19 protein-coding genes and 2 tRNA genes are annotated in these 19,107 nt (G+C 66.3%); 18 read left to right on the top strand and 3 right to left on the bottom strand.

Going from position 1 to position 19,107, the window contains the following annotated elements; genetic code table 11:
* Positions 1-26: 26 nt before the first annotated feature.
* The 5 genes from HZB49_RS24725 to HZB49_RS24705 all read left to right on the top strand — a co-directional run bounded on the left by HZB49_RS24725 (position 27) and on the right by HZB49_RS24705 (position 4,607).
* Complete coding sequence (locus HZB49_RS24725) at positions 27-773, top strand: uroporphyrinogen-III synthase (protein ID WP_291616145.1); 747 nt, start codon at positions 27-29, stop codon at positions 771-773.
* A 49-nt stretch (positions 774-822) separates the two neighbouring features.
* Complete coding sequence (locus tag HZB49_RS24720) at positions 823-2,019, top strand: hypothetical protein (RefSeq protein ID WP_291616143.1); 1,197 nt, start codon at positions 823-825, stop codon at positions 2,017-2,019.
* 17 nt (positions 2,020-2,036) lie between these two features.
* Positions 2,037-3,770: a heme biosynthesis HemY N-terminal domain-containing protein gene (locus HZB49_RS24715; RefSeq protein ID WP_291616141.1), complete on the top strand. Its 1,734-nt coding sequence runs from the start codon at positions 2,037-2,039 to the stop codon at positions 3,768-3,770.
* 159 nt (positions 3,771-3,929) lie between these two features.
* Positions 3,930-4,005: transfer RNA gene (locus HZB49_RS24710), tRNA-Thr, on the top strand.
* Positions 4,006-4,127: 122 nt separating this feature from the next.
* Positions 4,128-4,607 carry a hypothetical protein gene (locus HZB49_RS24705; protein ID WP_291616139.1) on the top strand — a complete coding sequence of 160 codons (480 nt, stop codon included), beginning with the start codon at positions 4,128-4,130 and terminating at the stop codon, positions 4,605-4,607.
* Between the two features lie 69 nt (positions 4,608-4,676).
* On the opposite strand, the gene HZB49_RS24700 is transcribed toward HZB49_RS24705, so the two are convergent.
* Entirely contained in the window at positions 4,677-5,723 is a 1,047-nt protein-coding gene (locus tag HZB49_RS24700) for a polysaccharide deacetylase family protein (RefSeq protein ID WP_291616137.1), read from the bottom strand.
* Positions 5,724-6,046: 323 nt separating this feature from the next.
* On the opposite strand from HZB49_RS24700, the gene HZB49_RS24695 reads away from it, so the two are divergent.
* Complete coding sequence (locus HZB49_RS24695) at positions 6,047-6,331, top strand: hypothetical protein (protein WP_291616135.1); 285 nt, start codon at positions 6,047-6,049, stop codon at positions 6,329-6,331.
* A gap of 135 nt (positions 6,332-6,466) precedes the next feature.
* Positions 6,467-6,676, top strand: a complete 210-nt coding sequence (locus HZB49_RS24690; protein WP_291616133.1) for a hypothetical protein — start codon at positions 6,467-6,469, stop codon at positions 6,674-6,676.
* A gap of 8 nt (positions 6,677-6,684) precedes the next feature.
* On the opposite strand, the gene HZB49_RS24685 is transcribed toward HZB49_RS24690, so the two are convergent.
* Entirely contained in the window at positions 6,685-8,373 is a 1,689-nt protein-coding gene (locus HZB49_RS24685) for an MFS transporter (protein ID WP_291616131.1), read from the bottom strand.
* A 151-nt stretch (positions 8,374-8,524) separates the two neighbouring features.
* On the opposite strand from HZB49_RS24685, the gene HZB49_RS24680 reads away from it, so the two are divergent.
* The 8 genes from HZB49_RS24680 (at position 8,525) to HZB49_RS24645 (ending at position 16,916) form a co-directional block, all read left to right on the top strand.
* On the top strand, positions 8,525-9,898 hold the full coding sequence (locus HZB49_RS24680) for a hydrolase (protein ID WP_291616129.1): 1,374 nt from the start codon (positions 8,525-8,527) through the stop codon (positions 9,896-9,898).
* Between the two features lie 81 nt (positions 9,899-9,979).
* The gene (locus HZB49_RS24675) at positions 9,980-11,368 is read left to right on the top strand and encodes a cytochrome P450 (protein WP_291616127.1); all 1,389 of its coding nucleotides are present in this window, start codon (positions 9,980-9,982) and stop codon (positions 11,366-11,368) included.
* Positions 11,369-11,384: 16 nt separating this feature from the next.
* Entirely contained in the window at positions 11,385-12,794 is a 1,410-nt protein-coding gene (locus tag HZB49_RS24670; protein WP_291616125.1) for an adenylate/guanylate cyclase domain-containing protein, read from the top strand.
* 233 nt (positions 12,795-13,027) lie between these two features.
* Entirely contained in the window at positions 13,028-13,528 is a 501-nt protein-coding gene (locus HZB49_RS24665) for a TerB family tellurite resistance protein (RefSeq protein ID WP_291616123.1), read from the top strand.
* 218 nt (positions 13,529-13,746) lie between these two features.
* Complete coding sequence (locus HZB49_RS24660) at positions 13,747-14,526, top strand: SDR family oxidoreductase (protein ID WP_291616121.1); 780 nt, start codon at positions 13,747-13,749, stop codon at positions 14,524-14,526.
* Positions 14,527-14,661: 135 nt separating this feature from the next.
* Positions 14,662-15,459 carry a glutamine amidotransferase gene (locus HZB49_RS24655; protein WP_291616119.1) on the top strand — a complete coding sequence of 266 codons (798 nt, stop codon included), beginning with the start codon at positions 14,662-14,664 and terminating at the stop codon, positions 15,457-15,459.
* Positions 15,460-15,549: 90 nt separating this feature from the next.
* Positions 15,550-16,062 carry a nuclear transport factor 2 family protein gene (locus HZB49_RS24650; protein WP_291616117.1) on the top strand — a complete coding sequence of 171 codons (513 nt, stop codon included), beginning with the start codon at positions 15,550-15,552 and terminating at the stop codon, positions 16,060-16,062.
* A gap of 41 nt (positions 16,063-16,103) precedes the next feature.
* Positions 16,104-16,916: an enoyl-CoA hydratase gene (locus tag HZB49_RS24645; protein WP_291616115.1), complete on the top strand. Its 813-nt coding sequence runs from the start codon at positions 16,104-16,106 to the stop codon at positions 16,914-16,916.
* Between the two features lie 106 nt (positions 16,917-17,022).
* On the opposite strand, the gene HZB49_RS24640 is transcribed toward HZB49_RS24645, so the two are convergent.
* Positions 17,023-17,098 (bottom strand) — tRNA-Ala (locus HZB49_RS24640).
* Positions 17,099-17,273: 175 nt separating this feature from the next.
* Here HZB49_RS24640 and HZB49_RS24635 point away from each other — a divergent pair.
* From HZB49_RS24635 to folD, 3 genes are read left to right on the top strand one after another with little or no spacing between them, the layout of a single operon-like run.
* On the top strand, positions 17,274-17,564 hold the full coding sequence (locus HZB49_RS24635) for a YggT family protein (RefSeq protein WP_291616113.1): 291 nt from the start codon (positions 17,274-17,276) through the stop codon (positions 17,562-17,564).
* Positions 17,565-17,572: 8 nt separating this feature from the next.
* Positions 17,573-17,917, top strand: coding sequence for a DUF167 domain-containing protein (locus HZB49_RS24630; protein ID WP_291616112.1), 345 nt, complete (start codon positions 17,573-17,575; stop codon positions 17,915-17,917).
* 1 nt (position 17,918) lies between these two features.
* Positions 17,919-18,803 (top strand): bifunctional methylenetetrahydrofolate dehydrogenase/methenyltetrahydrofolate cyclohydrolase FolD, encoded by an 885-nt coding sequence (gene folD / locus HZB49_RS24625; protein WP_291616111.1) that lies wholly within the window; start codon positions 17,919-17,921, stop codon positions 18,801-18,803.
* Positions 18,804-19,107: the final 304 nt, after the last annotated feature.

The following is a 19,107-nucleotide window of genomic DNA, read 5'->3' as shown; positions in this document are numbered from 1 at the left end:
GACCCCTGGAGCGGAGACTCTCGGAAATGGCCGTTCTCGTTACCCGCCCGCTGCCCGACGGCGAGACCACCGCCGCCGAGCTGCGCGCGCGGGGGTTCGAGGTCGTCGCTGCGCCGATGCTGCGATTCGAGCCGTTCGGTTTCAGTGAAGGGGACCAGGTTCCCTATGGCGGGATCATTGTCACCAGCGCCAACGCGGTGCGCGCCGTCGAACCGAGCCTTGCAAGAAGCCCGCTGCTGAAGCTGCCGCTGTTTTCGGTGGGCGAGCGCACGGCTGCGGCGGCACGTGCCGCCGGTTTCGCAAAGGTGCTTTCCGCCGACGGCGATGCGGCTGCCTTGCGCGATCTCGTCGTCGAGAGCGCCAAAGCGAAAAAGCTGAAGAAGAAATCGCCGCTGCTCTATCTCGCCGGTGAGGAGCTGGCGAGGGACCTCGCGGGCGACCTGCGCGAAATGGGTTTTGAGGTCATTACCCACATCGCCTACCGCATGGTGCCGGCCAAGAGCCTGCCGGACGAGGTGATCGACGGCTTTGCCGCCGGCCGGATCGAGGCGGTGCTGCACTATTCCCGGCGCAGCGCGCGGGCCTTCGTCGAGGCGGCGCGGACGGGCGGGGTGGAAATCTCGGCGCTGGCACTGCCGCAATGCTGCATATCGCCGGCGGTCGCCGAAATCGTTCGCGAGGCCGGCGCCACCCAGGTCACGGTCGCGGCCAGGCCGGACGAAAATGCCTTATTCGAGGCATTGAAGCGTGCTTTGCCGGCCCGACTGGCTTAAGAGAGCAGGCCTGATCTGCTAAGTTCGGTCGAAATCAGAGGTATTTGCGATGGTCGATGACAGGCCCGAAGAGGGGGCGCCAGCCGAGCCCAGCCGGCCCAAACGTGAGCCGCCCACCATCGACCTGAAGGCCACCGACGTCACCGAGACCCCCAAGGCGGAGGCCGGAACGACCGGGGAGAGCGGGCACACGGCGGCCGAGGCCGCACCGCAGCCTTCGCAGCCCGTCTCGCAGCCGATCTCTCCCTGGGCGATCGCGCCGGTCTCCGGAGCCGTCGCAGCCGCGCTGGTGATCGGCGTCGGCTGGGTGCTGGGCTGGCCGGCCGTGCAGGCGCCGGCACCCGCGCCTGCGCCGCAACTCAATGCCGCCGCCATTGACGATCTCACCGTGCGAATCGCCGGTCTCGAATCGAAGGCGGGCAAGCCGGCCGCGCCGGTTGCCGATCCCGCTGCCGCCGCGCGGATGGACGGCATCGAAAAATCCGTCGCCGCGCTGCGCAGCGAACTCGCGGCAACGCGGGCGCAGGCCGACAAGCTTGCTTCCGCCGTCAACGAGGTGAAAGCGCAGCCGCGTGCCGACGGCTCGGCGCCGGCGCCGGTGCCGGTCGATCTCTCTCCGGTCAACGATCGCATCGCACAGATCGAGCGGGCGGCGAAGGCGCAGGAGTCCGAGATCGCCGCGCTCAAGTCGGCTGAAACGAAGCCGGTCGACACGAAGCCCGCTGATGACGCCGCGCTGCGCCGCGTGGTCGCGGCCTCGCTGCTCGACGTCTCCGTGCGCCACGGCGACCCCTTTGCCGCCCAGCTCGCGACGGCGAAATCGCTCGCGGCAAGCGCCGACGCGCTGAAGCCGCTCGAGGCGTTCGCCGCGTCCGGCGTTCCCGGCGCGCCGGCCCTGTGCCGCGAGCTCGTGGCCATCGTGCCGAAGCTCGCGCCGCCGCCGCCGGAGGCCGAGACCACCGGCAGCGGCATCGTCGACCGGCTGCAGGCGGGCGCCACGAAACTCGTGCGCATCCAGCGCGCGGATGCGACCGGCACCGACCGCGCCAGCGTGGTGGCGCGCGTCACTGCGGCTGCGCTGCGCAACGATCTCAACGAAGCGCGCCGCGAGTTGAACACGCTGGCCCCCGCCGATCGCGCCGCCGCGCAAGCCTGGCTCGAGAAGGCCGATACCCGCGACGCGGCGCTCGCCGCCTCGCGCAAGTTCGCCTCCGACGCCATGGCTGCGCTCGCGACAGCCAAATAGGAACAAGCAGGAAATTCATGATCCGCATCATTCTTTTCCTGGCCCTGATCGCAGCGCTGGCCGCGGGCGCGGCATGGGTTGCCGACCAGCCCGGCGACGTCGTGCTGTCCTGGGGCGGCTGGCGCGCCGAGATGGCGCTGCCGGTGTTCGTGCTGGGGCTCGGCGTCGCCGTCGTGGCGGGCGTCATCCTGTGGTCGATCCTGCGCGGGCTGTGGCGCACGCCCGATCGCATGCGCCGCAGGCGGCACGAGCGCCGCCAGGCGCGCGGCCGTCATGCCATCACGCAAGGGTTGCTCGCGGTCGGCCATGGCGACGTGTCGCTGGCGCGCCGGCATGCGAGCGACGCGCAGCGTCACGCCGGGCACGATCCGCTGGCGCTGCTGCTGACGGCGCAATCGGCGCAGCTCGAAGGCGACCGCGAGAGCGCGCAGCGCGCCTTCCGCGCCATGGCGGAGCGCGACGACACGCGGCTCTTGGGCCTGCGCGGCCTGTTCATCGAGGCGCAGCGCGCCGACGATCCGGTTTCCGCGGTGATGATCGCGGACGAGGCGCTGAAGATTTCGCCGTCCTCGACCTGGGCCTCGCATGCGGTGCTCGGCTTCCGCTGCGCCAAGGGCGACTGGAACGGCGCGCTGTCGATCCTCGACAACAATCTCTCCTCCGGCCTGATCGACAAGGCGACCTACCGCCGCCAGCGCGGCGTGCTGCTCACCGCGCGCGCATTGGAGCTGGATAAGGTCGACCGCGACCTGTCGCGCGATAGCGCGATGGAGGCCGTCAAGCTCGCGCCGACGCTGGTGCCGGCCGCGGTGCTCGCCGCCAGGTTCGAGAGCGAGGCGCATCAGGTGCGCCGCGCGATGCGGATCGTCGAAGCGGCATGGCTTGCGCAGCCGCATCCCGATCTCGCCGAGGCCTACGCGCATGTGAAGCTCGGCGATTCCGCGCGGCAACGTCTCGTGCGCATGGAGACGCTGGCGGCAAAAATGCCCGGCCATATCGAGGGCGCGCTGGCGGTGGCGCGCGCGGCGATCGATGCTTCCGAATTTGCCCGCGCCCGCGAGGCGCTGGCGCCCTTCATCGACAAGCCGACGCAGCGCGTCGCGGTGCTGATGGCGGAGATCGAGCGCACCGAACATGGCGACAGCGGGCGGGCGCGCGCCTGGGCCATGCGCGCCGTGCGCGCGCTGCACGACCCGGCCTGGACCGCGGACGGCTATGTCAGCGAACGCTGGCGTCCGGTGTCGCCGGTGTCGGGCAAGCTCGATGCGTTCCAGTGGCAGACGCCGGTGGCGAGCCTGCCGTCGGACAAGGGCGCCGCGATCGAATCCTCGCCCTTCGAGGACGCGATGCTGGCGGCTCCCCCGCCGAAGCGGATCGAATCCGAGAGCAACGGACTTGCCGAGCCGCCGCGCGACGACGTCGTCGTGCCGCTGACGCCGGCCGCGCAGGACAATGCGCCGGTCGCATCGGCGCCGGAGGCTGCCGCGCCCGCCGAGCCGGCGCCGCCTGCCGCGGCCGCACCAGCTCCGGCCCCCGCGAAAGCCGAATCGACCCCCTCCCAGCCGGCGCCCCTGTTCCGCACCCGCCAGGACATCCCGAAAACCATTCCCCAGGTCATTCCCATCGTCCGCCCCCCCGACGACCCCGGGGTCGACGACGAGGTGCCAGGCGACGAATTTGCCGAGCAAATCGGCACGCCAAAGGCCCAAGCCGGCGGCTGGCGCGGTTTCCTGTCCCGCTGGGGCAGCTGAGACGGGCCTTTGATTTGACGCGTTTTCTTGACGCGGACCGGTGCCCGCTTCGCTTGAAAACGCTGCGGGAAAGGCTGCTTTTCCTTGCCAATCGGAGCCGTGCCCGATATCAGGTGCGCACGCGTTCCGGCCTTGTTCGGACGCCGCTTTCGATGGTCCGCCGCAATAGCTCAGTTGGTAGAGCACGTCATTCGTAATGACGGGGTCGGGGGTTCGAGTCCCTCTTGCGGCACCAGTTTTTATCCGTTGAACTCGGCGTCGCGTTGGTTCGACCAATATACTGTCCGTGATCTAACTCACATAACGATCTGCCCGCGCCGGTTACTTTGCCGCGTTGATTACAGGGGGAGATTTCCCATGCGCATATTCGCATTGATTGCCGCCTTCGCACTGGTTTCGATCGCGCCCGTGCAAGCCGGCGAAGGCCGCAGCCTGTCGCTGTCGGGCGTCGACCAGAAATTGCCGGGCGCGCTCGGCAAGGCGGCTGAAACGCCGAAAGTCGTGGAAGCCCCGAGGCCGCCGGATCCGCCCAGGCCGCCGGAGGCCCCGAAGGCTGTCGAGGCCGCGCCTGCTGCCGCTCCCGCTCAGGAAACGCCGACCTTCGTGCAGCGTCCGTCGGTAGCCGGCACCAAGCCGGCCGAGAACAGGGAAGGCCAGGTGACGTTCGACGAAAGCAAGCCTGCGCCCGCGGCTCCTGCGACGACGGCCACGCCCGAGAAACCCAAACAGGCGAAGAGCGAAAAGCCCAAGCGCCAGCGCCAGCATTGGGACGAGGCGCGCATCATGCGCGAGATCTATCGCTACGGCGGCTATGCCGGGATGCTCGGCGGCTGGTGAGGCCCAAACAAAACAAAACGCCCCGGATCGTCTCCGGGGCGTTTTCGTTTGCAGCGATGGATGGACCGATCAATCGTTGGTGACGGTCTGCACCACCTGGCTCACCGGGCGGCTCGAGACGGTCGGCAGTTTCGAGTCCTTCACCATCATCGCGTCATATTCCGGCAGCGTGTCGAACGGCGTCTTCGCCTTCATGTGCACGACCTTGTAGCCGCCGGCCTTCAGCCGTTGCAGCAGCGTGGGCAGCGCCTCGCCGGTCAGCTTCTGGAAGTCGTGCATCAGGATGATGCCCTTGCCGAGCTTGTCGACCTTGGTCATCACGGTGTTGATGATCTGATCGGCATTGCTCGAGCGGAAATCGAAGGAATCGAGATCGGTCGAGAACATCGCCACATTGCGCGTGCCGAGATAGGTCATCGCCGCCGGATTGTGCTGCAGCTGGGGAAACCGGAAGAACGGCGCCGGCGCCTGGCCGAGCGCGGATTTCACGGCGCTGAAACCTTTCTCCAGCTCGTCACGGACCTGCTGCTCCGTCATCTTCTTGTTGTTGAGGTTGACGTGCGACCAAGTGTGCGTGCCGACGGTGTGGCCGGCGGCAAGAACCTGCTTCAGGATCTCCGGGTGATAGGTCGCATGCTTGCCGACCGAGAAGAACAGGCCCTTGGTGCATTCTTCGGCAAGCGCCTTCAGCACGGCCGGCGTGTTGTTCGGCCACGGGCCGTCGTCGAAGGTCAGCACCACTTCCTTGTCGGCGAGGAAATCGAGTTGCTTGAAATGCTCGAACCCGAAGCCGGGGCCGCCCTTGGTGTCGATGACGACGGTGCGGGCGACGCCGAGCGCGTTGGGATTGGCGCAGGCCGGCTTCTGCTGCACGGGCGTGGCCGGTGCGGGCGAAGGCGCGGCCATCTGAACCGGCCTGGAGAGCGAGGCGGTAGCCTGGACATCGTCCTTTGCGGCGGGCTTCGCCGCGGCCGGCGGCAGCGGCTCGGCCCTCCTGGCGGCGATGGTTTGGGGAGCGGCCGCATCGGCGTGCGGCGAGGAAGTCCAGAACCAAACTCCGGCGATCACGACCGCCGCAACGACACTGGCCAGCATCAGGCCCAACGCATTACGCATCACTAAAATTCCCACTGAACGACGCGTTTCTTCGCGCGAACCGGTACCCACTTCGCTCGAAAACGCTCCAATCCCGTAACGGCGCATTAATGCGAATGAGGTCTTAACGCCCCACCAACGAATGGCCGGCCGGCCCAGGAAAATTTTGGCCGCCGCCGTACGAAACCGGCGCCGGAATCCGCCGTACTCCTGATACTGCAGTATTATCAATGGCTTGCTTGTGTGATCTGCTCTGTGATGGCTATCACGGTGCCGGGAACGCGGTCGGGGCATTGTGACACCAACAGTCAACGGCCCCATGGCGGGGCCAACAGGAGCCGACCATGACCGCCGCCCTCACCAAGACCCTTCGCAAGGCCATTCTGGCTTTGACCATTGCGACCACGCTTGGCGCGATGACCTCGACCCAGACCTTCGCCTACAGCGCCGAGGCCCAGCAGCAGTGCACGGGCGACGCGTTCCGCCTCTGCAGCAGCGAGATCCCGAACATCCCGAAAATCACCGCCTGCATGTTCAAGCACCGCGCCGAGCTTTCTCCGGGCTGCCGCTCCGTCATGGACAAGGACCTCGCGGCCCAGAAGACGCGCAAGATTTCCGCCGCGGACTGATCCTCCGAAGTTTGCGGTCACGCGATCCGGCGCGAGGCTTCCTCGCGCCGGATCGTCGTTTTCCGACATGCCCATTGCGATGCGGGCAAGCCGGCCTTAGAACGCCCTCATCGCTGGGTATTCAAGGTGACTGCGATGATCCGGTTTCTTCTCGTTGTATCCTTTGTCGCGATCGCGGCTGGCAGCGCTTCGGCGCAGGGCCAGGACGCCTGCGCGCGCGACGCCTCGCGCTTCTGCCGCGCCCATCTCAATGCCGGCGACATGGTCGTGCTCGCCTGCCTGCAGCAGAATCGCGCCCGCCTGAGCAAGGCTTGCCAGGCGACGCTGGCCTCGCACGGGCGATAAGACGAGCGCTACGTGCTGCTCCCCGCCGCCTGCGCGACCACGGGCAGCACTTCCTCGGCGGCGCGGTCGGGCGTCTCCTCCTTCCAGCGCACCGAGCCGAACGGCCGCTCCAGCATGCGGCGCACCCGCACCGGCTCGGGGCCGAGATGGAAGTCGATCGCCTGCTGATACAACACGCGCTCGGACTGCGTGGCGCGGTTGCGCTGGCGCAGATAATCGAGCCAGGTCGGGCAGTGATAGCGCTCGGTCCATAGCTCGGGATCGGCGATATCGCGCGCGATCGACCAGCCATAGGCGCCGTTGCGCTGGCGGCTGAGCTGCACCTCCTGCATCACGTTGTGAAACGCGCGCGCGTTGTCCGTCGCGACGCGGTACTCGATCTCCACCACCAGCGGACCGCTCCGTCCCGTGAGCGACAGCTTCACCTCGGGATCGGCGAGCAATTCGGCGGCTGGCTCGTTGCGCGCGCCGATCGGCGGCATGCGCAGCCACAGGCCAAGCAGCGGCGACAGCAGCATCAGTCCGGCGGAAGTCAGCAGCGCGATCTCGACGCCGGCATAGTCGGTGAGGTGGCCCCAGAACCAGCTGCCGACGCCGATGCCGCCCGCGATTCCCGCCTGGAACGCCGCGAGCGAGCGGCCGGCGACCCAGCGCGGCGCCGAAAGCTGCACGCCGATATTGAACAAGGCGACCGCGAGCATCCATGCCGCGCCCGTCACCACCAGTGCGGCTGCGGTGAGCGCCGGCTGCTTGCTCAGCGCCACCGCCGTGATCCCGCCCGCCATCGAGATCGTGCAGGCGCGGATCGCACTCTCGCCATTCAGCCGCTTGCGCACCTCGGTGATGTTGAGTGCACCGACCACCGCGCCCATGCCGAAGGCGCCCAGCATGATGCCGTACATCTGCGCGCCGCCATGCAGGAGATCGCGGACGATCAGCGGCATCAGCGCCAGCACCGAGCCGCCGATGATGCCGGTGACCAGCGTGCGCGTCAGCACGATCCTGATCGACGGCGAATTGGCGATGTAGCGCACGCCGGAGACCATGGCGCGGTTGAGCCGCTCGCGCGGCAGCCGCGACGGCTCGCTGACGCGATTCCACAGGAACAGCACGACCAGCAGCGGCAGGTACATCACGGCGTTGACGGCAAAGGCTGCCACCGCGCCCGATGTCGCCACGATGACGCCGCCGATGGCCGGGCCCACGCTGCGCGCGATGTTGAAGCTGATGCCGTTGAGCGCTACCGCCGCCGGCAAGGCTTCGGGCGGCACCTGCTCGCTCACCGATGACTGCCAGGCCGGGCCCATCAGCGCCATGCCGGTGCCGACGATGAAGCAGAAGGCGAGCAGGATGTTCGGCGTGATCAGGTTGAGCCAGGCGAGGACAGTCAGCGCGGTGGCGCCGACCAGCGAGATCGACAACGCGACCATGGTGACGACGCGCCGGTCGTGCATGTCGGCGATGGCGCCGGCCGGCATCGAGATCAGCATGATCGGCAGCATCAGCGCGGTCTGCACCAGCGCGACCTTGTCGGCTGACGATGCCATCTGCGTCATCGCCCAGGCGGCGCCGACACCCTGGATCAACAGGCCGAGATTGGAGAGCAGGCTGGCCAGCCAGATGCGGCGGAAGACCGAAAATTTCAGCGGTGCGGTGATGCTGTGATCGGCGGTCTTGCGCGGCGGCGATTCCGTCATATCCCGTCCCGTTTGGCTTGCTATGGCAGGCCGCGAGCAGCGGCCAGCCCAAGAGATGCCTGTGAATGCGCGCCCCTGTCCAGTGGATAAGCGTGCTTTCCGGACTCTTTCGGCTCCGCTAAATTGCTGAAAACACGAGGGAGATTACAGGATGGGCATATCGCGGCGAACGCTGCTGGGGGCTGCCGGAACCTTGCCCCTGTGGACCGGCAGCTTTGTGGCTCCGGCCATCGCCCAGACCGCGCCGGCCGGCACTGCCGCGGCCGACATTCCACCGATCCTGTTCGTGCACGGCAATGGCGATCATGCCGCGCTGTGGATCTCGACGCTGTGGCGGATGGAATCGAACGGCGTGCCGCGCGAGCGGATGGTTGCGATCAATTTCACCGATCCGCTCGCCCGCACCGATGATTCGGTGGCGCAGGAAGGCCGCTCCTCGACCGCCGACCAGCGGCGCGAACTCGCTGAGGCGATCAAGGATCTGAAACAACGCACGGGCGCCTCGCGCGTCGCGCTGGTCGGCAATTCGCGCGGCGGCTACGCGATCCGCAACGTCATCAGGAATGGCGGCGGCGGCGATGTCAGCCACGCCGTGCTGTGCGGCGTGCCCAATCACGGCGTGTTCGACTGGGAGGACAATCCCGGCAGCGAGTTCAACGGCCGCGGTCCATTCCTGCGCGAACTCAACGCAGGCGAGAGCGAGGTCACGCCGGGCACCGCATTCCTCACGCTGCGCAGCGACGGCATGGACAAATACGCGCAAGGAGACGGCCGCTTTGTCGGCAAGCCCGGCGTGCCGACCAATGTCACCAACGACGGTCCGGCGCTGAAGGGCGCGACCAATCTCATGCTGGGAACGATCGATCACCGCGAGGTCGCGTTCCATCCGCGCGCCTTCCGCGAGATCTACAGGTTCATCGCCGGCCGCGAGCCCTCGCGGATCGAGATCGTGCCGGAAGCGGAGGTGAGGTTGAGCGGCCTCGTCACGGCAACGCCCGGCGGCGTCCAGACCAACCGGCCGGTCGGCGGCGCCACCGTCGAGATTTATCATGTGTCGCCGGACAGCGGCGGGCGTCTCGGCGGTCCGATCCATTCCTCGCAGACCGGCGCGGACGGGCGCTGGGGTCCCGCGAAGGTCGATCCCGCCTGGCATCTCGAGATGGTGCTGACCTCGCCGGGCGCGCCGATCACGCATTTCTACCGTTCGCCGTTTCCGCGCTCTTCAGACGTCGTGCACCTGCGTGCGGCCAAGGCGCCGGGGCCTGCCGATGCAGGCGCGGGCAGCGTCGTCATCATGACGCGGCCGCGCGGCTATTTCGGGCTGCCGCGCGACGTGGTCCTGCTCGACGGCAAGGAGCCGGCCGACGTGAAGACCGGGGTTCCGACCGACTCCACGGCCACGTTGCGGCTCCCCACTGGCGAGACGGGGCGGCCGGTGGTTGCCATCTTCAATCATGAACGGATTGTGGCGCGGGCCTGGCCGGCGTCGGAAAACCGGATTGTGATGGCGGAGCTGACTTACTGAGCCTTTCCGGGCGAAAGGGCCTTTGCGGTGCCGCCCTGGCGCACATAGATTGGGTAGAGACCGAGCCCCCAGCGAGGCCCCATGAGCATTGCCGAAGTCATCGATCTGCCGCTCACCCGACAGCCCCTGGTGCCGCCGCGCCCGCCGCGCGCGCCCGACAACATGACGGCGTTCGGACGCATGCGGACCATGCGCGTCAACCCGATCCAGACCTGGGGCAACCGCGCCTACGAAGAAGATATCATCCAGGGCCGCTTCGTCGGGCGCAGCAGCTTCATCCTCAACACGCCGGACACGATCAAGCATGTGCTGGTCGACAATTACGAAAACTATACCCGCACGGCCGCCGGCATCCGCGTGCTGCGCCCCATTCTCGGCAACGGTGTCCTGATCGCGGAGGGCCGCGCCTGGAAACACCAGCGGCGCACGCTGGCGCCGGCCTTCACGCCGCGCGCCGTCAACATGCTGATCCCGCATATGACCGGTGCCATCGACGAGACGCTTGCTAAACTCAAGGCCGCGAGCAATGCGCCGGTCGATCTGCGCGAGGTGATGCAGCGCATGACGCTGGAGATCGCCGGCCGTACCATGTTCTCGTTCGGGATGGGGCAGCACGGCGCGACCTTGCGCGACTATGTCATGGAATATGGCGAGCGGCTGGCGCGGCCGCACTTGCTCGATCTGTTGTTGCCGCTGAACTGGCCGAGCCCGCAGGATTTCCAGCGCGCCCGCTTCCGCAAGCGCTGGACGAAGTTCGTCGGCCAGCTGATGGCCGAGCGCCGCGCCGCCGGCAAGAAGGACGGCGCGCCGCCGCGCGACCTGTTCGACCTGATGGGCGAGGCGCGCGATCCCGAGACCGGGCAGGCGTTCAATGAAGAGCAGCTCGGTGACGAAGTCGCCACCATGATCCTCGCCGGGCATGAGACGACCGCGACCGCCTTGTTCTGGTCGCTCTATCTGCTTGCGCTGGATCCCGCCGTGCAGGAACAGGTGGCGGTGGAAGCGCGCGAAGCCGTCGCCAAAGGCGGGCTTGATCTGGACCGGCTGAAATTCACCCGCGCGGTTCTCGACGAGACCATGCGGCTCTATCCGCCCGCCTTCCTGATCGCGCGCGCCGCCGCGGGGCCCGACGTCATCGCCGGCCGTCCCGTGCGCCAGAACGACGTGATCCTGATCTCGCCATGGCTGCTGCATCGCCACGAAAAGCTCTGGCAGGATCCCAACGCCTTCATCCCGTCGCGTTTCATGGCGCCGTCGCCGCCGCCCGACCGCTTTGCCTATCTGCCGTTCGGCGTCGGTCCGCGCATCTGCATCGGCGCGCATTTCGCGCTGGTCGAAGCCACGTTGGCTCTGGCGCAGATCATCGGCGCCTTCCGGGTCACGCTGCTCGACAAGGCACCGGTGATGCCGGTCGGTGTCGTCACCACGCAGCCCGACCGCTCGCCGATGTTCGCGATCTCGCCGCGTTGAAACCAAGGTCAGCACCATGAGCGAAACGCAGGCCTTGTTCTCGGTGCTGAAGCAGACCGCGGATCCGGCGGTGGTCGACGCAATCCAGGACGTGGTCGAGAAGGGCGAGGACCGCGAACTCAACCGCGTCAATCTGCTGGATTTCTCGCGCAAGACCGGTCTCGACGAGGAGAAGGTAATCTCCGGCTTTCTGCATGCCTCCCGGCTCGGCATATTCGATCTCGGCTGGAACGTGCTCTGCCCCGGCTGCAGCGGCGTGCTCGACGCCCACGCCACGCTGAAATCGCTTCGCCCGGACGACTACAATTGCGCGCTGTGCGCCGCGGGATACGAGGCGTCGGTCGACGATCTCGTCGAGGTCTCCTTCACCGTCAGCCCGCGCATCCGGCGCATCGGCGCCCACGACCCCGGCACGCTGCCGTTCTGGGAGTATTACCGGCAGATCTTCTGGAGTTCGGGCATCGATCTCAACGAAGAGACGATGCCGCAGCTGACCGAGGAGGTCACGCTGGAGTCGATGGAGCTGCCTCCCGGCGAGAGGGCCGTGCTGTCGCTGCAATTGCCGAAGCAGTTCATCATCATATTCGAGCCGGTGACGCATTCGGCACACTTCATCGACGTGCAGGGCGAGCCGACCAAAGAGCGCCAGCAGCTGTCGATCGTGTTCAACAAGGTGCATGCGCCAACCGGGACCACGGTGATGCGCCCGGGGCCGATTCGCCTCACCCTCGACAATCAGTCCGGTGACCGCGTGCTGCCGGGCGTCTGGATCGCCGGCGACGCGCTGCATGAATTGCTGGGCAAGCGCAAGCCGATCCTCACCGCCAAGCGGATTCTCTCCAACCAGACGTTCCGCGACCTCTACAAGGCGGACAATCTCAACATCGACCAGCGGCTCAAGATCACCTCGCTGACCTTTCTGTTCACCGATTTGAAAGGCTCGACCGCTCTCTATGAGCGCGTCGGCGATCTCGCTGCCTTCGACCTGGTGCGAGCGCACTTCCGCGCGCTGCTCGAAATCATCGCCTCGGAAAAGGGCGCGGTGGTGAAAACCATCGGCGATGCCGTGATGGCAACCTTCATCCGCCCCGAGCATGCGCTGCAGGCGGGTTTGCGCATGCGGTCGGCGATGAAGGAGCTCAACAAGACGCGCGGCACCGAAGACCTGATCGTCAAGATAGGCCTTCACGAAGGGCCGTGCCTCGCCGTGATGCTCAACGAACGGCAGGATTATTTCGGCCAGACCGTGAATGTGGCGGCGCGGGTGCAGAGCCTGTCTACCAATCAGGAAATCCACATCACCCAGCCGGTGATCGGCGCGCCTGAAGTTGCCGCCATCATAGAGCGCGAGGCGATCAAGCCGATCCGGAAAGAGGCCGCGCTGCGGGGCATCGCCGACAAGATGGTGGTGTACGAGATACCGTGAGGAATTGTTGACACCCGCATTTTCCACGCCGTCATGGCCGGGCTTGTCCCGGCCATCCACGTCATTGGACCAGCGGGAAAGGAAGACGTGGATGCCCGGGACGAGCCCGGGCATGACGAGGAGAGAGGTTTCCGAAACGTAATGCACTGCCGTCGCCTGTGCCGATTGCGCCCTTCACGGTCCGGCCCATATATTCAGCCGAGCAACCTCACCGTTTTCGACAGAGAGAATCGATGCTGGACGGACTTCGCCAATTCATCGCCGATATCGTTTCTCCCGACGCCATGCAGCGGGTCTTTGACGAGACCGATTATCGTCTTGCCGCAACCGCGCTCCTGATTCACATCGTCTCGCTCGACGGCGAGCCCACGGCGATGGAGAAGCGCAAACTGCACAGCCTGATCGAAACCAGCTTCAAGCTGGATCCCGGCACGGCCGACCGGTTGATTGCCTCCGCCACCCGGGCCGAGAGCGATGCGGTCGATCTCTACCGGTTCACCAGCGTGATCATGCGCGAGGTGGACGAGGCGGTCCGGCGTCGCATCGTCGAGATGATGTGGGAGATGGTGTTTGCCGATGGCAAGGTCACCGAATTCGAGGACAATGTGCTGTGGCGCGCCGCCGAACTCCTGGGCATTTCCGGGCGCGACCGGATCGATCTCAAGCATACCGTGCAGGAGCGCCAGGCGGCGCGTGCCCGGGGTGACAAGGACAGTGCCGGCGCGGCCATTTGAGGTGCCGGCCGGCCGCTTCCGGCCTGCCTATTCATACATGACCAAAATTTAACGTGGCCGCGCAGCCGGACTGTGTGGCAAATCACAGCGCTCCAATGTTTTCTGTAGTGCATTGCGCATGCTGGGATGCCCCGGGGTGGGTTGCTCACATCACAAGCCTATGGTCTTGTCGCGCCCGCGACGGGATGCCACAGGCATTTTATTTTAGAGTTTGGATCGTGACTGAGCGTGTGACGCTGATTACGGGGGCTTCGGCCGGCATAGGCATGGAGCTTGCGCGCATCTTTGCAGCGAAGGGCCATCGCGTTGCGCTGGCCGCGCGCCGTGCCGATCGCCTAGATCAGCTCGCCGGTGAAATCGTCGCCTCCGGCGGCGCACAGCCCATCGTCATTCCCTGCGATCTCGAACAGGCGGATGCCTGCGCCACGATCGAGAGCGCATTGGCTGCCGCCGGCGCCGAGCTCGAATATCTCGTCAACAATGCGGGCTTCGGCGTTTTCGGCCACGCGATCAGGCGCGACCGCAACGACCAGCTCGGCATGATCGCGGTCAACGTCGGCGCGCTGACGGATCTGACGCTGCGCTTTGCCGATCAGCTCGTTCGCAATCGCGGCGGCATCCTCAATATTGGTTCGATCGCGGGCTTCCTGCCGGGGCCGGGTATGGCGGTCTACTACGCCTCCAAGGCCTATGTGCTGTCCTTCTCCGAGGCGATGCGCCGCGAGCTCGCGCCGCACGGTGTGCGCGTCACGGTGGTCTGCCCCGGTCCCGTCCTGACCGAGTTTCAGGCCCGGGCGGGGTTCGCACCCGGCTTCGATTCGGCAGTTCTGAAAGTCTCGCCGGCCGAAGTGGCGCGGCAGGGCTATGAGGGGCTGATGGCCAACAAGCGGGCCGTGCTGCCCGGCCTTGGCATCAAGCTGGTGCCCTTCCTGCTGCGGTTCTTCCCCCGCTCGTTCATCCTGGCGGCGGTCGGCGGATTCCAGCTCCGGAATCGCTGAAATCCGGCCCCAAACTGCTCCTCCGTTATCACTGGCCCGTGATTTGCTTGGATTTTTCCGAGTGTGACCGAACTCACCGCAAATTAACGACCACTTAGGTACGATTTCACCCGAGCGTCGTCAGAAGCAAGGACCATGTCTTTTCGGCGGACCATGATGAGCGGAAGCGTGCTGCCCTTTCCGGGGCGAGGGGCGCGCGCCGTCGAGTCCGACGCCCTGCTTCCGGTCCTGATCGTCCTGCATCAGGAGACCTCCACGCCCGGCCGCGTCGGCAATGCGCTGCGCGCGCTCGGCCACACCCTCGACATCCGCCGTCCGCGTTTCGGCGACGCGCTGCCGGAGACGATGGATGCGCATGCTGGCGCCGTGTTCTTCGGCGGGCCGATGAGCGCCAACGATTCCGACGACTACATCCGCCGCGAGATCGACTGGATCGAGATTGCCCTGCGCGAGCAGCGGCCGTTCCTCGGCATCTGCCTCGGCGCGCAGATGCTCGCCATGCAGCTCGGCGCAAGAGTCGCGCCGCATCCGCAAGGCGTCACCCAGATCGGCTATTATCCGATCCGCCCGACTGCCGCCGGCAACGCCGTGTGCCCGGACTGGCCCGATCATGTCTATCACTGGCACCGCGAAGGCTTCGAGTTGCCTCATGGTGCCGAGCTGCTCGCGGAAGGCGACGACTTCCCGGTGCAGGCCTTCCAGAGCGGCCAAGCCTTCGGCTTCCAGTTTCATCCCGACGTGACCTGGGCGATGATGCATTGCTGGACCACGCGCGGTTACGACAACATGGATTCGCCGGGCGCGCGGGCGCGGCACCAGCATTTTGCCGATCGCGCCGTGTATGATTTCGCCGAGCGCGCCTGGCTCAGGCAATTCATCGACGGCTGGCTCGCGCGAAAGCCGCATCCGGTGCTGGCGCAGGCTGCGGAATAATCCGCGGCGCAAAATATCCGGTGCGCGCATGGCGGCTTGTCATTTCCGCAGGTGTGCTACTGTCGCTCCCAAACAAAGTTGGGAGGCGGCATGACGCGTGAGGAATTCGCAAGACTCCTGAGCGATTTCACGCATTCGGCAGAGAGCGGTGACGGCGCACGCTTCGCGCGGCATTTTTGCGAAGACGGCATCTACCACGATTACATCTACGGCCCGCACACAGGTCGCGCCGATATCGCGCACATGATGCAGGATCTATTCCACCGCGATGCCACCGACTATCGCTGGGAGATGTTCGATCCTGTCTTCGACGGCGCCATGGGCTATGCGTGGTCGCTGTCGAGCTTCACCTCCACCATCCCGCAGTTCAAGGGCAAGCGCGTGGTGATCGACGGCATGAGCCGCTTCATCGTGCGCGACGGGCTGATTGCGGAGTACCGCGAATCCGTCAATGGCGGCGTTGCGATGTCGCAGCTCGGCGTCGATCCGGAGCGGATGGCGAAAGTCTTCAGGCGCTGGACCGGCTGGCTGATCGAGCGGCCGGAGACGCAGGACTATCTGGCGCGGCCGACGGGCTCGCGGGCGAAATCATTCAACCAATGAAGAACGCGCCGCTGCCTGAGGCGGCGAGCAAGGGAGACGACATGAGCTATCAGCACATTCTTTATGAAGCGAAGGACAAGATCGCGACCATCACGCTGAACCGGCCCGACCGCATGAATGCGTGGACACCGATCATGGAGCGCGACGTGCGGCACGCGATGGAGACCGCGGCCGCCGACGACAATGTGCGGGTGATCGTGCTGACCGGCGCGGGCCGCGCCTTCTGCGCCGGCGCCGACATGGACGCGCTGAAGACCCTCGATCCCGACGATATCAGGCGGGCCGCGACCCTGCCGCCATTCGACATGAACCGCGGGCCGGACTGGCAGACGCGCTACGGCTATTATCCGTCGATCGGCAAGCCGGTGATCGGAATGCTCAACGGCGCGACCGCCGGCATCGGCCTCGTGCATGCGCTCTATTGCGACCTGCGCTTTGCCGCCGACAACACGGTGTTCACCACCGCCTTCTCCCGCCGCGGCCTGATCGCCGAGCACGGCATCAGCTGGATGCTGCCGCGCATCGTCGGCCATGCCAATGCGCTGGATCTCCTGATGTCCTCACGGCGCGTCTACAGCGACGAGGCGCTGCGCATTGGGCTGGTCAACCGGCTCTATCCGCCGGACCAGCTGGCCGAGCAGACCTATGCCTACGCGCGCGATCTCGCCGACTTCGTCTCGCCGAGTGCGATATCGGTGATCAAGCGCCAGCTCTATGACGTGCCGTTCCAGACGCTGGCGGAAGCCACGATCGATGCGAACCGCGAGATGGTGGTGGCGCTGAGGGGCAGCGACTTCCGGGAGGGCGTGGCGAGCTTCATGGAGAAGCGGCCGCCGAGGTTTACGGGGAAGTAGGAGGGGAGTTTGCTGATCTAGTCCGTCTTCGCCCTTCGGGCTACGCCGCGGCAGCCTTCGCTACGATAGGGCTTGCCGAGCCGAAGCAGCCGCAGCCTGCGAAGGCTGGTGGAGCCAGGCGGGATCGAACCGCCGACCTCGTCATTGCGAACGACGCGCTCTCCCAGCTGAGCTATGGCCCCGTCGCGGCCGCCCCGGAAGGCGACCGACAATCGGCGCCATTTACCTGCCGGGCACAGGCCAAGTCAAGAACGGTAACCATACGGTTTTCCGCATTATTTTGCCGGGAACTTCCCTTGTTTGCGGGGGGCTGAACCGATATCTAGGCGGCATCACACCTCGCGAGCCCTTCCCGCCATGCGCGCCGTCCTCGACATCGTCCTGATCGTGCTCGACCTCTATGTCTGGCTCCTGATCGCCTCGGCCATCCTGTCCTGGCTGATCGCCTTCAACGTCGTGAACACCCGCAACCAGTTCGTCGCGGCGGTGTCCGAGTTCCTGTACCGGATCACCGAGCCGGCGCTGCGGCCGATTCGTTCCTTCATCCCGTCCCTTGGCGGGCTCGATATCTCGCCGATCATCGTGATCCTGATCATCATGTTCATTCAGCGGGTGATCTCCTACTACATCTATCCCAACGTCGTTTGAGCGGGTCATTGGCTGATCGGTCCGCTGATCCCTGGCGCTACTCCAGCGACGGCATCAGCATCGCCTTGCGCGTCACTCCGCGCGGCGGCCGTGACGACATCGACGGGATCGAGACGCTGGCCGACGGCCGCTCCGTGGTGAAGGTGCGGGTCCGCGCCATTGCCGATGGCGGCGCGGCCAACAAGGCGGTGACGGAATTGCTGGCGAAAGCGCTGCGCGTGCCCAAGGCAAGCGTGAAAATCCTGTCGGGCGCGACCTCGCGGCTCAAGCAGGTCGCGGTCGACGGCGACCCCAAATCGCTCGGCGAGGCCTTGCGCGCACTGACCGCCAGGAGTTCTGAACAGAAGGATTGAGATGACGGCCCGCATCATCGATGGAAAAGTCATTGCCGCCGATCTTCGTGCCCGCGTCGCCGGGGAAGTAGCGCGGGTGAAGCGCGAGAACTCGCTCACGCCGGGGCTCGCGGTCGTGCTGGTCGGCAATGACCCGGCGAGCGAAGTCTATGTCCGCAGCAAGCATACCCAGACCCAGGCCGCCGGCATGGCTTCCTTCGAGCACAAGCTGTCGGCCGATGTCTCGCAGGCCGACCTGCTGGCGCTGATTGCAGGGCTCAACGGCGATCCCGCAGTGCATGGCATTCTGGTGCAATTGCCGCTGCCGAAGCACCTGCATACCGAAACAATCATCAACGCCATCGATCCCGCCAAGGACGTCGACGGCCTGCACCCGAACAATGCCGGGCGGCTCGCCGGCGGCTTTGCCGCGCTGTCGCCCTGCACGCCGCTCGGCTGCATCATCCTGACCAGGAGCGTGCATCCCTCGCTCGAGGGCATGAACGCCATCGTGATCGGCCGCTCCAATCTGGTCGGCCGCCCGCTGGTGCAATTGCTGCTCAACGAGAACGCCACGGTGACGATCGCGCATTCGCGCTCGCGCGATCTGCCGAAACTCTGCGCGCAGGCCGATCTGGTCTATGCCGCCGTCGGCAAGCCGGAGATGGTGCGCGGCAGCTGGCTGAAGCCGGGCGCCACCGTGATCGATGTCGGCATCAACCGCATCCCGACGGCGGAAGGCAAGACGAAGCTGATCGGCGACGTCGCTTTCCAGGAAGCGCTCGATGTCGCCGGCGCCATCACGCCGGTGCCCGGCGGCGTCGGCCAGATGACGGTGGCGTGCCTGCTGGTCAACACGCTGCGCGCGGCCTGCGCGATCCACAAGCTCCCCGCGCCGGGGGTTTGACGTTTCACCTCTTCCCGCGTGCGGGGAGAGGCATAGGCCGCCTTCGGCGGCCGTTCCTAAGAACGCCGAAGCGGAGCTTCGGCTATGTTGCGAAGCGATCCGGGTGAGGGGGACTCACCGCGTCACGTTCTCTATCGAGTTTGGAGAACCACCCCTCACCCCGACCCTCTCCCCGCAAGAGCGCAGGGCTGTCCGGGGAATGATTCACTATGTCGCGGTGCATGCCCGGCGCGACCGAGGCAAATCGGTCATTTCTGGTTGTCGAGACACAGAAGGCCGAGCATGCGATTTCGCGATAGCATTT

Origin of the sequence: Bradyrhizobium sp. (assembly GCF_016219575.1) — a bacterium.
Lineage (GTDB): Bacteria > Pseudomonadota > Alphaproteobacteria > Rhizobiales > Xanthobacteraceae > Bradyrhizobium.
This window is presented reverse-complemented; position numbering and strand designations above follow the sequence as displayed.

Bases quoted from the DNA above. Each gene is read 5' to 3' on its own strand.
- HZB49_RS24700 (WP_291616137.1), bottom strand. From the start codon at position 5,723: ATGCGTAATGCGTTGGGCCTGATGCTGGCCAGTGTCGTTGCGGCGGTC.
- HZB49_RS24725 (WP_291616145.1), top strand. From the start codon at position 27: ATGGCCGTTCTCGTTACCCGCCCGCTGCCCGACGGCGAGACCACCGCC.
- HZB49_RS24715 (WP_291616141.1), top strand. From the start codon at position 2,037: ATGATCCGCATCATTCTTTTCCTGGCCCTGATCGCAGCGCTGGCCGCG.
- HZB49_RS24645 (WP_291616115.1), top strand. From the start codon at position 16,104: ATGAGCTATCAGCACATTCTTTATGAAGCGAAGGACAAGATCGCGACC.
- HZB49_RS24695 (WP_291616135.1), top strand. From the start codon at position 6,047: ATGACCGCCGCCCTCACCAAGACCCTTCGCAAGGCCATTCTGGCTTTG.
- HZB49_RS24685 (WP_291616131.1), bottom strand. From the start codon at position 8,373: ATGACGGAATCGCCGCCGCGCAAGACCGCCGATCACAGCATCACCGCA.
- HZB49_RS24680 (WP_291616129.1), top strand. From the start codon at position 8,525: ATGGGCATATCGCGGCGAACGCTGCTGGGGGCTGCCGGAACCTTGCCC.
- HZB49_RS24655 (WP_291616119.1), top strand. From the start codon at position 14,662: ATGTCTTTTCGGCGGACCATGATGAGCGGAAGCGTGCTGCCCTTTCCG.
- HZB49_RS24635 (WP_291616113.1), top strand. From the start codon at position 17,274: ATGCGCGCCGTCCTCGACATCGTCCTGATCGTGCTCGACCTCTATGTC.
- HZB49_RS24670 (WP_291616125.1), top strand. From the start codon at position 11,385: ATGAGCGAAACGCAGGCCTTGTTCTCGGTGCTGAAGCAGACCGCGGAT.
- HZB49_RS24720 (WP_291616143.1), top strand. From the start codon at position 823: ATGGTCGATGACAGGCCCGAAGAGGGGGCGCCAGCCGAGCCCAGCCGG.
- folD (WP_291616111.1), top strand. From the start codon at position 17,919: ATGACGGCCCGCATCATCGATGGAAAAGTCATTGCCGCCGATCTTCGT.
- HZB49_RS24665 (WP_291616123.1), top strand. From the start codon at position 13,028: ATGCTGGACGGACTTCGCCAATTCATCGCCGATATCGTTTCTCCCGAC.
- HZB49_RS24705 (WP_291616139.1), top strand. From the start codon at position 4,128: ATGCGCATATTCGCATTGATTGCCGCCTTCGCACTGGTTTCGATCGCG.
- HZB49_RS24690 (WP_291616133.1), top strand. From the start codon at position 6,467: ATGATCCGGTTTCTTCTCGTTGTATCCTTTGTCGCGATCGCGGCTGGC.
- HZB49_RS24675 (WP_291616127.1), top strand. From the start codon at position 9,980: ATGAGCATTGCCGAAGTCATCGATCTGCCGCTCACCCGACAGCCCCTG.
- HZB49_RS24650 (WP_291616117.1), top strand. From the start codon at position 15,550: ATGACGCGTGAGGAATTCGCAAGACTCCTGAGCGATTTCACGCATTCG.